Source organism: Amycolatopsis sp. NPDC004169 (genome assembly GCF_040610315.1).
In the GTDB taxonomy this organism is placed as follows: domain Bacteria; phylum Actinomycetota; class Actinomycetes; order Mycobacteriales; family Pseudonocardiaceae; genus Amycolatopsis.
The window spans coordinates 1-13,668 of sequence record NZ_JBEXMD010000088.1; the positions used below are offsets into that span (position 1 = coordinate 1).

Consider the following 13,668-nt stretch of genomic DNA (forward strand, 5'->3'; position numbering starts at 1 on the left):
GTCCGCCTCGACCAGGCGATCGAGCGGTTGAAGGGCGAAGGGTTCGGCACGTTCGTCGAGGCGTCGTCGCACCCGGTGCTGACCATGGCGCTCGGGGAAGACGTCGTCGCGATCGGTTCTCTGAAGCGGGACGACGGCGGCCTGACCCGGTTCCACGCCGCCCTTGCCGAGGCGCACGTCAACGGCGTCACCGTCGACTGGACTCCCGCCTTCGGTGGCGCGCCCGCGGCCGACCTCCCCACCTACGCCTTCCAGCGCGACCGCTACTGGCTCGACGTCCCGGAAGCCGAGCCGGTGCAGGCCGACCAGCGGTTCTGGGACGTCGTCGGCGACCAGGACGTGCCGGCCTTCGCGGGCGTCCTCGACCTCGCGGAAGACGCCCCGCTCGACGCCGTCCTGCCCGCGCTGGCCAAGTGGCGCAGCCGCCGCCACGACGAAGCCACCACGGACGCCTGGCGCTACCGCATCGCCTGGCGGCCCGTCACCACCGCGCCGGCCCGCCTGTCCGGGCGCTGGCTCGTGCTCGGGGACGACGACGTCCGGGCCGTCCTCGCCGCGCACGGCGCCGAGATCGTCCAGGACGCCGAGGACCTGGCCGGGGTGGTGGCCGTCCGGCCCGATGCCGCGACCGCCCTCGAACTGACCCGCCTCGACGCCCCGCTCTGGCTGCTCACCGACGGAGCGGTGGCCACCGGACCCGGCGACCGCGCCCCCGACCCCCACCAGGCCCGCGTGTGGGGCCTCGGCCGGATCGCCGGCCTCGAGCACCCGGCCCGCTGGGGCGGCCTGGTCGACCTGCCGGGAACCCTCGACGAACCGGCCGCCGCGCGGCTGGTCGCCGTGCTGGCCGGCACCACCGGCGAAGACCAGGTCGCGGTGCGGAAGACCGGCGTCTTCGCCCGCCGGCTCGTGCCTGCCGGAGTGCGGGAACCCGCCCGGCGCTGGCGGCCCGAAGGCACCGTGCTGGTCACCGACGCCGACGGCCACGCGGCCGTCCGGCTCGCCCGCTGGCTGATCGGCCGGGGCGCCACCCGGGTCGTGCTCGCCGCGGCGGACCTGCCCGGCGTCGAGACCCTGCACGGCGCCGAGGTGATCGAGGCCCGCTGCGACGTCGGCGACCGCGACCAGCTCGCCGCGGTCCTCGCCGCCCACGGGCCGGTGCGGTCGGTGTTCCACGCCGCCGCCGGCACCGAGCTGGCGCCGCTCGCCGAAACCGGCCCGGACCTGCTGGACCGGGTGTGCCGGGTGAAGGCGGCCGCCGCCGACTACCTCGACGCCCTGCTCCCGGACGGCCTCGACGCCTTCGTGCTGTTCTCCTCCATCGCCGGTGTCGTCGGCAGCGGAGCCCACGGCGCCTACGCGGCGGCCAACGCCCACCTCGACGCGCTCGCCGAGCGTCGCCGGGCCCGCGGGCAGGCCGCGACGGCGATCGCCTGGGGCGTCTGGGACGCCGACGAAGGCGTCGACCGCGCCCGGCTGGTCGCCGAAGGCGTCCCGCCTCTCGACCCCGAGCTGGCGCTGACCGCGCTCGGCCGGGCCCTCGACCTCGACGACACCGCCGTGGTCGTCGCCGACGTCGACTGGCCGCGGTTCGCGCCGGCCTTCGCCGCCGCCCGGCCCCGGCCGTTGCTCGCCGAGATCCCGGCCGCCGTCGAGGAAACCGCTCCCGCGGCCTCCGGGTACGCCGCCGAGCTCGCCGGGCTGAGTGCGGCCGATGCCCACCGCGCGCTCACCGGGCTGGTCCGCGCGCAGGCCGCGGCCGTGCTCGGGCACGCGTCACCGGCCGCCGTCGACGTCGAGCGCGCGTTCTCCGAACTCGGCTTCGATTCGCTGACCGCGGTCGAGCTGCGCACCCGGCTGGCCACCGCGACCGGCCTCCGGCTGCCCGCCACCCTGGTGTTCGACCACCCCACGGTGACCGTCCTCGCCGGGTTCCTCGGCGAGCTGCTCGGCGCCGGGACGGCGGCCGGGGCCGAAGCGGCCACCGGGATCGCCGCCGACGAACCGATCGCCATCGTCGGCATCGGCTGCCGGTTCCCCGGCGGGGTCCGCTCGCCCGAGGACCTGTGGCGGCTGGTCGCCGCGGGCGGCGACGGGATCACGCCGTTCCCGGACGACCGCGGCTGGGACCTCGACGAGATCTACGACCCCGAGCCCGGCGCCACCGGCAAGAGCTACGCCCGCGAGGGCGGCTTCCTCGCCGACACCACCCGCTTCGATCCCGGCTTCTTCGGCATCTCGCCCCGCGAAGCCCTCGCCATGGACCCGCAGCAGCGGCTGCTCCTGCAGACGTCGTGGGAAGCCTTCGAACGCGCCGGGCTCGACCCGGTTTCGGTGCGGGGAGAGCGGATCGGCGTCTTCGCGGGAACGAACGGCCAGGACTACCCGGCCCTGCTGGAACGCTCGACCGAGTCCCTCGACGGGCACGCCGGCGTCGGCAACGCGGCCAGTGTCGTGTCCGGGCGGCTGTCCTACGTGTTCGGTCTGGAAGGCCCGTCGCTGACGGTGGACACCGCGTGTTCGTCGTCGCTGGTGGCCCTGCACCTGGCGGTGCAGGCGCTGCGGCGCGGCGAGTGCTCGATGGCGCTGGCGGGCGGGGCGACCGTGATGGCGACGCCGGGCATGTTCGTCGACTTCAGCCTCCAGCGCGGCCTGGCCGCCGACGGCCGGTGCAAGGCGTTCGCCGAGGCGGCCGACGGCGCCGGGTTCTCCGAGGGCGCGGGCATGCTGCTGGTGCAGCGGCTGTCGGACGCGGTGCGCGAAGGCCGCCGGGTCCTCGCCGTGGTCCGCGGTTCGGCGGTGAACTCCGACGGCGCGTCCAACGGCCTGACCGCCCCGAACGGTCCCTCCCAGCAGCGGGTGATCCGCGCGGCCCTCGCCGACGCCGGGCTCAAACCGTCCGAAGTGGACACGGTGGAGGCGCACGGCACCGGCACCACGCTGGGCGACCCGATCGAAGCGCAGGCCCTGCTGGCCACCTACGGCCAGGACCGCGACGAGCCGCTCTGGCTCGGTTCGGTCAAGTCGAACCTCGGGCACACCCAGGCCGCGGCGGGCGTCGCCGGGATCATCAAGATGGTGATGGCGATGCGGCACGGCGTGCTGCCGCGGACGCTGCATGTCGACGCGCCGTCGTCGCACGTGGACTGGTCGGCGGGTGCGGTCGAGCTGCTCACCGAGCCGCGGGAATGGCCGTCCGGACGTCCCCGGCGAGCCGGGGTGTCGTCCTTCGGCATCTCGGGCACCAACGCCCACACCATCCTCGAGCAGGCGCCGGAAGCCGGGGCCGAGGAGCGCGAGCCGGTCTCCGGGCCGGTGCCGTGGGTGCTGTCGGGCCGGACCGAAGCCGCTCTGCGTGACCAGGCCGCCGCGCTCGCCGGGATCGAGGGACACCCGGCAGACATCGGGTTTTCCCTGGTCACGACCCGGTCGCGGTTCCCGCACCGCGCCGTGGTGTTCGGCGCCGAGGCGCTGGCCGCCGTCGCCGCGGGAGTGCCCTCGGCCGGCGCGGTCACCGGGATCGCCGGAACGCCCGGCAGGGTGGCGCTCGTCTTCCCCGGGCAGGGTTCGCAGTGGGCCGGGATGGCGCTCGAACTGGCGGAGTCGTCGCCGGTCTTCGCGGCCCGGCTCGACGAGTGCGCCGCGGCCCTGGATTCCTTTGTGGACTGGTCGCTGCGGGAAGTGCTGGCGGACGCGGAGGCGCTGGGCCGGGTCGACGTGGTGCAGCCCGCGCTGTTCGCGGTGATGGTGTCGCTGGCGGAGTTGTGGCGTTCGTTCGGTGTGGTGCCGGACGCGGTGGTCGGCCACTCCCAGGGCGAGATCGCGGCTGCGGTGGTGTCGGGTGCACTGTCCCTTGAGGACGGTGTACGGGTGGTGGCGTTGCGCAGCAAGGCGATCCTCGCGCTGGCCGGGCGCGGCGGGATGGTGTCCGTCGCGGCGCCACTGGCGACTGTCGAAGAGCTGGTGACCGAAGGCAGCTCGATCGCCGCGGTGAACGGCCCGTCCGCGGTGGTCGTGTCCGGCGAGCCGGGTGCCCTCGACGAGCTGCTCGCGGCCTGCGAGGCCGCCGGTATCCGCGCCAAGCGCGTGCCGGTCGACTACGCCTCGCACTCGGCGCAGGTCGAGCAGCTGCGTGACGAGCTGCTCGAAGTCCTGGGCCCGATCACCCCGCGCACGGGGGACACGGCCTTCTTCTCGACCGTGACCGGCGAGTGGCTGACCGAACCGCTGGACGCGGAGTACTGGTACCGCAACCTGCGCAGCACGGTCCGGCTCGACCTCGCCGTCGCGCAGCTGAAGAGCGAAGGATTCGGGACGTTCGTCGAGGCGTCACCGCACCCGGTGCTGACCATGGCCCTCGGGGACGACGTCCTCGCCATCGGGTCACTGAGGCGGGACGACGGCGGACCGGCCCGCTTCCACACCGCGCTCGCCGAGGCGCACGTCAACGGCGTGGCGGTCGACTGGACCCCGGCCTTCCCCGGCGCCCGGCGCACCGACCTCCCCACCTACCCGTTCCAGCAGGAGCGGTACTGGCCACAGTGGACCGCGACCACCGCGGGCGACGCCGTCGGGCTCGGTCTCACCGACGCCGGGCACCCGCTGCTCGGCGCCGCGGTGACCGTCGCGGGCACCGGCACCACGCTGCTCACCGGCCGGCTCTCGCCGGCCACGCACCCCTGGCTGGCCGACCACGCGGTCGGCGACACCGTGCTGCTGCCGGGCACCGCGTTCGTCGAGCTGGCCGTGCAGGCGGGGGACCAGGTCGGCTGCGAGACCGTCGAAGAGCTGACCCTGCAGACGCCGCTGGCGCTGCCCCGCCGTGGCGGGGTCGCCCTCCAGGTCCGGGTCGAGGCCGCCGACGAGCACGGCCGCCGCACGGTGACCGTCCACTCGCGACCCGGCGACGACCTCGACTGGACCCAGCACGCCGAAGGCGTCCTCGCCACCGGCGCCGAGCCCGGCACGGCGCTGACCGCGTGGCCGCCCCCGGGCGCGGAACCGCTGCCGGTCGAGGGCCACTACGACGCACTGGCCGGCCACGGCTACCGCTACGGCCCGGCGTTCCAGGGCCTCCGGGCCGCCTGGCGCCACGGTGACGACCTCTACGCGGAGGTCGTCCTGCCCGGCGACCAGCGCGCCGAAGCGGCCCGCTACGGCCTGCACCCGGCCCTGCTCGACGCGGCCCTGCACCCGATCGGCCTGACCAGCGCCCAGGCCGGCGCCCGGCTGCCGTTCGCCTGGACCGGCGTCCGGCTGTACGCGACCGGCGCGACCACCCTGCGGGTCCGGCTCGGTGCGCTCGGCGCGGACGGTGTCTCGGTTGCCGTCGCCGACGAAACCGGCGCCCCGGTCGCCGAGGCCGAATCCCTTGTCATGCGCCCGATTTCGGCCGGGCAGCTGGCCGCGGCCGCGGACCACGGCGCCGACGCCCTCTTCACCCTGACCTGGCCACGGGTGGACGCCGAGCCGGCCGCCCCCGCCGTTCCCCTCGGCGAACCCGGGCCGGTGGTGTACGCCGAATTCCGCGGCGACGCGACCGCCGAGGTGCTCGGGATCCTGCAGGACTTCCTGGCCGGGGACGGGCGGCTGGTCCTCGTCACCGAGTCGGCCGTGGGGGAGGCCCCCGCGGATCCCGCCGCGGCGGCCGTCTGGGGGCTCGTGCGGTCGGCGCAGTCCGAGCACCCGGACCGGTTCGTCCTGCTCGACGTCGACACGACCGAGAACCTCGCCGCCTGGGCCGGCACGGCCGCCGCCTCCGGCGAGCCGCAGCTGGCGCTGCGCGGGGGCGAGCTCCACGTGCCCCGCCTGGCGCGGGCGGCCGTGCCGCAGCGGGAACACCGCTGGAACCCGGACGGGACCGTGCTGATCACCGGCGCGAGCGGCGTGCTCGGCGGCCTGCTCGCCCGGCACCTGGTGGCCGCCCACGGCGTCCGGCACCTGCTGCTGCTCAGCCGCCGCACCCCCGACGTCCCCGACGAGCTCGCCGGCGCCTCCGTCACCGCGCTCGCCTGCGACGTCGCCGACCGGGCCGCCCTCGAAGCCGCCCTGGCGACGATCCCCGCCGAGCACCCCTTGACCGCGGTGATCCACGCCGCGGGCGCGCTCGACGACGGAGTCCTCGAAGCGCTGACCCCCGAGCGGCTCGACACCGTGCTCCGCCCGAAGGCCGTGGCCGCCCGGCACCTGCACGAGCTGACCGAACACCGGGACCTCGACGCGTTCGTCCTGTTCTCCTCCTTCGCCACGACGATGGGCGGCGCGGGGCAGGCCGGGTACTCCGCGGCCAACGCCTCCCTCGACGCCCTCGCCCAGCACCGCCACGGCCGCGGCCTGCCCGCGACCTCGCTCGCGTGGGGGCTGTGGGAGGCGCGCAGCGGCCTGACCGCGCACCTCGGCGACGACGACGTGTCGCGGCTGGGCCGCTCCGGCGTCCGCGCGCTGCCGACCGAGCACGCCCTGCGGCTGTTCGACCTCGCGCTCGGCAGCGGCGAGCCCCTGCTGATGCCGGTCGCCCTCGACCTCGCCGCCTGGCGGGCCCGCGCGGAGGTCCCGGCGCTGCTGCGCGGCCTGGTCCGCCCGGCCGCGCGGCGGACCGTGCGCGACGGCGTCCCGGCCGGACCCGCGCTGGCCGAACGGCTCGCGGGCCTGTCCGAGGCCGAACAGCTCCGGGCCGTCGACGACGTCGTGCGCGCGCAGGTCGCGGCGGTGCTCGGGTACGCGTCCGGCCACGCCGTCGAGGCCGGCCGCGGCTTCCTCGACCTCGGGTTCGACTCGCTGACCGCGCTGGAGCTGCGCAACCGGCTCAACGCGGTGACCGGGCTGCGGCTGCCCGCGACGCTGATCTTCGACTACCCGAACCCGGACGCGCTCACCAAGCACCTGTGCGCCGAGCTGCCCACCGGCGGCGAGAAGGCCGCGCTGCCGGTGCACGCCGAACTGGACCGGCTGGCCGCGGTGCTCGCCGCGACCGAGCCCGGAGACGGCGAACGCGACCTGATCACCGAGCGCCTGCGCGGGCTGCTGGCCCGGTGGACCGCGACCGACGACCGCCGGGACGAACCCGGCACGGAACTGGCCGACGCCACCGCCGAGGAGCTCTTCGACCTCCTCGACGACGAACTGGGGATGTCCTGAATGTCGAACGAACAGAAGCTCCTGGACTACCTCAAGCGCGCCACGGCCGACCTGCGTGAGGCCCGGCGACGGCTGCAGGAGAACGAGGACCGCGCGCACGAGCCGGTCGCAATCGTCGGCATGAGCTGTCGCTTCCCCGGCGGTGTCCGCAGCCCCGAACAGCTGTGGGAGCTGCTGGCCGCGGAGGAGGACGCGGTCGGGGCGTTCCCCGCCGACCGCGGCTGGGACCTCGAAGCGCTCTACGACGCCGACCCCGGCAGCGCGGGCACCAGCTACACCCGGGAGGGCGCGTTCCTGCACGACGCGGCCGACTTCGACGCCGGCTTCTTCGGGATCTCCCCGCGCGAGGCACTGGCCATGGACCCGCAGCAGCGGCTGCTGCTGGAGACGTCGTGGGAGGCGCTGGAGCGGGCGGGCATCGACCCGGCGTCCGTGCGCGGCGAGAAAGTCGGCGTCTACGCGGGGGTGATGTACTCCGACTACGCGGCCCGGCTGCTGCTCGCGCCCGAGGTGTTCGCGGAGTTCGAGGCCTTCCTCGGCAACGGCAGCGCGGGCAGCGTCGCCTCCGGCCGGATCGCCTACACCCTCGGCCTCGAGGGCCCGGCCGTCACCATCGACACGGCGTGCTCGTCTTCCCTGGTCGCCCTGCACCTGGCCTGCCAGGCCGTCCGGCTCGGCGACTGCTCGCTGGCACTGGCCGGCGGGGTCACGGTGATGGCCACCCCGGGCACGTTCACCGCGTTCAGCAGGCAGCGCGGCCTGGCCGCCGACGGCCGGTGCAAGCCGTTCGCCGACGCGGCCGACGGCACCGGGTGGGGCGAGGGCGCCGGGATGCTGGTGGTGGAACGCCTGTCCGACGCGCGCCGCCGCGGGCACCCGGTGCTCGCCGTCGTCCGCGGCTCCGCGGTCAACCAGGACGGCGCGAGCAGCGGCCTGACCGCGCCGAACGGGCCGGCGCAGCAGCGGGTCATCCGCGCCGCGCTGGAGCGGGCCGGCTTGTCCGCCGCGGACGTCGACGCGGTCGAGGCGCACGGCACCGGCACCACGCTGGGCGACCCGATCGAGGCGCAGGCGCTGCTGGCCACCTACGGCCGCGGCCGCGCGGCGGACCGGCCGCTGCTGCTCGGGTCGGTCAAGTCCAACCTCGGGCACACCCAGGCCGCCGCCGGCGTGGCCGGGATCATCAAGTCCGTCCAGGCCATGCGGCGGGGACTGCTGCCGCGCTCGCTGCACATCGACACCCCTTCGTCCCGAGTGGACTGGAGTGCCGGCGCGGTCCGGCTGCTCACCGAGGCGACGCCGTGGCCGGAGACCGGGCAGCCGCGGCGGATCGGCGTCTCCTCGTTCGGCGTCAGCGGGACGAACGCGCACGTGCTCCTGGAGCAGGCGCCCGGCGAACCGGAGCGGCCGCCGCGGGCGGCCTCCGGGCCGGTGCCGTGGGTGTTGTCGGCCGGATCGCCGGAGGCGTTGCAGGCGCAGGCCGTTGCGCTGCTGCCGCACGACGGCGACCCGGTGGACGTCGGGTTCTCGCTGGTCGAGTCGCGTGCGCTGCTCGGTTCTCGCGCGGTCGTCACCGGGGAGGGCGGGCTGGCGGCGCTCGCGGCCGGTGCGCCATCACCGGCGGTGGTCACCGGGGAGGCGTCGGCGCGCGGCAAGGTGGCGCTCGTCTTCCCGGGGCAGGGCTCGCAGTGGCCCGGGATGGCTCTGGAGCTGGCTTCGGCTTCGCCGGTGTTCGCGGCGCGGCTCGACGAGTGCGCCGCCGCCCTGTCGTCCTTTGCGGACTGGTCGCTCCGCGACGTGCTGGCGGACGCGGACGCGCTCGCCCGGGTCGATGTCGTGCAGCCCGCGTTGTTCGCGGTGATGGTGTCGCTGGCGGAGCTGTGGCGTTCCTTCGGCGTGGTCCCCGATGCCGTCGTGGGCCACTCGCAGGGTGAAATCGCCGCCGCGGTCGTGTCGGGTGCGCTGTCCCTGGAGGACGGCGCTCGCGTGGTGGCGTTGCGGAGCAAGGCGATCCTGGCGCTGGCCGGTCGCGGCGGGATGGTCTCGGTCGCGGCGCCGCTCGAAGCGGTCGAAGCGCGCCTGACGGACGGGCTGTCGATCGCGGCGGTGAACGGCCCCGCCGCCGTGGTGGTCTCGGGCGCACCCGAGGCACTGGACGCGTTGATCGCTTCCTGTGACGCGGACGGCCTTCGTGCGAAGCGGGTCCCGGTGGACTACGCCTCGCACTCGGTGCAGGTCGAGCAGCTGCGCGACGAACTCCTCGACGTGCTGGCCCCGATCACGCCACGACGGCCCGACACCGCCTTCCTGTCCACAGTGACCGGCGAATGGGCCGAAACGCTCGACGCCGGGTACTGGTACACGAACCTGCGCAGCACCGTCCGTCTCGACACCGCCGTCGAACGGCTGAAGAGCGAGGGCTTCGGGACGTTCATCGAAGCCTCACCGCACCCGGTGCTCACCATGGCGATCGGGGACGACGTCCTCGCGCTCGGCTCGTTGCGCCGCGACGACGGCGGCCTGACCCGCTTCCACACCGCACTCGCCGAGGCGCACGTGGCCGGGGTGGCCGTCGACTGGACGCCGGCGTTCCCCGGCGGTCGCGTGGTCGACCTCCCCACCTACGCCTTCCAGCGCAAGCGGTACTGGCTCGACGCGCCCCGGCAGGCCACCTCGGCGGAGCCGGGGGACGCCCGCTTCTGGACGGCGGTCGACGGCGGTGACCTCGGCGCGCTGGCCGAGCTGCTCGACGTGCCAGCCGAGACGACCTTCGCCGAGCTGCTCCCGGCACTGGCCCGCTGGCGGCGGGCACGCCGGGAACAGTCCACTGTGGAGTCATGGCGGTACCGGATCGAGTGGAAGCCGCTCACCGAACCGGCGGCGGCCACGCTTTCCGGCCGCTGGGTGGTGGTCGCCGAGCCGGGCACGGACCCCGCGGACGTGACGAGCTGCCTCGCGGCCGCCGGTGCCGAGCCGGTCGTGCTCGACCAGCTCGGCGACACAGCCGCGTTCGCCGAAGCCGCCGGGGTCGTCTCGCTCCTGCCCGACGCCCTCGGCACCCTCCGCCTCGTCCAAGCCCTCGCCGGGACCACCGCGCCCCTCTGGCTGCTGACCCGCAACGCCGTCGCCGCCCTGCCCGGCGACCGGGCGCCCGCGGCCGATCCCGCGCAGGTCTGGGCGCTCGGCCGGGTCGCCGGCCTCGAGCACCCGGAACGCTGGGGCGGCCTCGTCGACCTGCCCGCCACCCTCGACCGCCGGAGCGCGCGGCGGCTGGCCGCCGTCCTGGCCGGGCTCGACCACGAAGACCAGGTCGCCGTCCGGGCCTCCGGCGTCTTCGCGCGCCGGCTCGTCCACGCCCCGGCCGGCGCCCCCGCCCGCCGGTGGCGGCCGGAAGGCACCGTGCTGGTCACCGGCGGGACCGGGGCACTCGGCGGGCACGTCGCCCGCTGGCTGGCCCGGGCCGGCGCGGAGCACCTGGTCCTGGTCAGCCGCCGGGGCGGCGACGCCCCCGGCGCGGCCGGACTCGCCGCGGAGCTGGACTGCCGGGTCACCTTCGCCGCCTGCGACCTCGCCGACCGCGACGCCGTCGCCGCGCTCGTCCGCGACCACCCCGGCATCCGCGCGGTCGTCCACACCGCCGGGCTGCCGCAGGCGAAGACCGTCGCCGACACCGGCGCCGGGGACTTCGCCGAGGTCCTTGCGGCCAAGGCCACCGGCGCCGACCACCTCGACGAACTCCTCGGCGACGACCTCGACGCCTTCGTCCTCTTCTCCTCCAACGCCGGTGTCTGGGGCAGTGCCGGCCAAGGCGCCTACGCCGCCGCGAACGCGCACCTCGACGCGCTCGCCGCCCGGCGGCGCGCGGCCGGCCGGAAAGCCACGTCGGTGGCCTGGGGCTCCTGGGCCGGCGACGGCATGGCGGGCAGCGCCGAGGCGAAGGAGCACCTGCGCCGCCGCGGCCTGCGGGAGATGGCCCCGGACCGGGCCCTCGCCGCCCTGCAGCACGCCCTCGACGCCGACGAGACCTTCGTGGCCGTCGCCGACATGGACTGGCCCCGGTTCGCCGCCGGGTTCACCGCCGCCCGGCGCCGCCCGCTGATCGAGGACCTGCCGGAGGTCCACGTCGAGGAGGTCGTCCCGGAGGTCGGCGCCGGCCTCGCCGAAGCCGTGCGCGGGCTCGGGCCCCGGGAGGCCGCCCACCACGTCCTCGACCTCGTGCGGGCGCAGGCCGCCGCCGTGCTGGGCCACGACTCCGCCGCGGCCGTCCCGGCCGACCGGGCCTTCCGCGAACTCGGCTTCGACTCGCTGACCGCGGTCGAACTGCGCAACCGGCTGACGACGGTGACCGGTGTCCGGCTCCCGGCCACCGTCGTTTTCGACCACCCGCACCCGCGCGCCCTCGCCGGTCATCTCCTGCGCGAGGTGACCGGCGCCGAAACCGCGGCCACGGCGACCCCCACCGCCGCCGCGTCCGACGAGCCGATCGCCATCGTCGCCATGGGCTGCCGCTACCCGGGTGCGGTGTCCTCGCCCGAGGACCTCTGGCGCCTGCTGACCGACGGCGCGGACGGCATCGGCCCGTTCCCCGCCGACCGCGGCTGGGACCTGGCCGCGCTCTACGACCCGGACCCGGCCAACCTCGGCACCAGCTACACCCGCGAAGGCGGGTTCATGGCCACGGCGGCCGAGTTCGACGCCGGGTTCTTCGGCATCTCCCCGCGCGAAGCGCTGGCGATGGACCCGCAGCAGCGCGTGCTGCTGGAGACGTCGTGGGAGGTGTTCGAACGCGCGGGCATCGACCCGGAGTCGTTGCGCGGCAGCGAAACCGGCGTGTTCGTCGGGGCGACGTCCTCCGGGTACGGCGTCGGCGCGCGCGACGAGTCCGGCGGCTCCGAGGGCTACCTGCTGACCGGCAGCGCCCCGGCCGTCGTCTCCGGCCGCCTGTCCTACACCTTCGGCCTGGAGGGCCCGGCGGTCACCGTCGACACGGCGTGCTCCTCGTCGCTGGTCGCGCTGCACCTGGCGAGCCGGTCGCTGCGGCAGGGCGAGTGCTCGATGGCTTTGGCCGGCGGGGTCACCGTGATGGCGCACCCGGCGGCGTTCGTCGAGTTCAGCCGCCAGCGCGGGCTCGCCGAAGACGGCCGCTGCAAGTCCTTCGCCGACGCCGCCGACGGCACCGGCTGGAGCGAGGGCGTCGGCCTGGTGCTCCTGGAGAAGCTGTCGGACGCCCGCCGCCACGGCCACCCGGTCCTCGCGGTGGTGCGGGGATCGGCGGTCAACCAGGACGGGGCCTCCAACGGCCTCAGTGCCCCGAACGGTCCCTCGCAGCAGCGGGTGATCCGGGCCGCGCTCGCCGACGCCGGGCTGCGTCCGTCCGATGTGGACGCCGTCGAGGCGCACGGCACCGGCACCCGGCTCGGCGACCCGATCGAGGCGCAGGCCCTGCTGGCGACGTACGGCCAGGACCGCGACCGGCCGCTGTGGCTCGGCTCGCTGAAGTCCAACATCGGGCACACGCAGTCGGCCTCCGGCGTGGCCGGGGTGATCAAGATGGTGCTCGCCATGCGGCACGGGCGCCTGCCGCGCACGCTGCACGTCGACACGCCGTCGTCGCAGGTGGACTGGTCGGCCGGGGCCGTGGAGCTGCTCACCGAGGAGCGCGCGTGGGCCGCCGGCGGCCCCCGCCGCGCGGCCGTTTCGGCATTCGGGGTGAGCGGCACCAACGCGCACGTCGTCCTCGAACAGGCCGAACCGGTCGCGGTCCCGCCCGCCGGGCCGGACGCGACCCCGCCGCTCGTCCCGCTGTCGGCTCGCAGCGCCACGGCGTTGCGCGCCCAGGCGGAGCGGCTCCGCGGCGTGGACGCGGCACCGCAGGACCTGGCGTACTCGCTGGCTTTCACCCGCGCCACGCACGATCACCGCGCGGTCCTCGTCGCCGGTGGCGACGAGCTCGACCGGGCGCTCGGGGTGCTCGCCGACGGGGGCAGCGACGCCGCCGTGGTCACCGGCACGGCCGACCGCGACGCCCTGCTGGCGGTGCTGTTCACCGGCCAGGGCGCCCAGCGGGTGGGCATGGGCCGGGCGCTCTACAACCGCTTCCCGGTGTATGCCGAAGCTTTCGACGCGGTGTGCGCCCACTTCGGCCCGGAGCTGCGCGCGGCCTTCGACGACGCCTCGCTGCTGGACCGGACCGAGTTCACCCAGCCCGCGTTGTTCGCGGTCGAGGTGGCGTTGTTCCGGTTGGTTTCTTCGTGGGGTGTCCGTCCGGATTTTGTGGCGGGGCATTCGATCGGGGAGATTTCGGCGGCGCATGTGGCTGGGGTGTTGTCGCTTGAGGATGCTTGTCGGTTGGTTTCGGCGCGGGCGTCGTTGATGCAGGCGTTGCCGGTCGGTGGGGCGATGGTGTCGATCGCTGCGCCGGAAGCCGGCATCGAGCTGTCCGAGGGTGTGTCGATTGCGGCGGTGAACGGTCCGGAGTCGGTGGTGATTTCGGGTGATGAGGCTGCGGTGCTGGAGGTCGCGGCGAGGTTC

At 75.6% G+C, this 13,668-nt stretch carries 2 protein-coding genes; both read left to right on the top strand.

Annotated elements, in window-relative coordinates; all coding sequences use genetic code 11:
• The first annotated feature begins 27 nt into the window (after positions 1-27).
• Positions 28-7,137 (top strand): SDR family NAD(P)-dependent oxidoreductase, encoded by a 7,110-nt coding sequence (locus tag ABZX11_RS47700; protein ID WP_354925746.1) that lies wholly within the window; start codon positions 28-30, stop codon positions 7,135-7,137.
• Positions 7,138-13,668, top strand: a 6,531-nt coding sequence (locus ABZX11_RS47705; RefSeq protein ID WP_354925749.1) for a type I polyketide synthase, incomplete at its 3' end; no start/stop codon positions are given.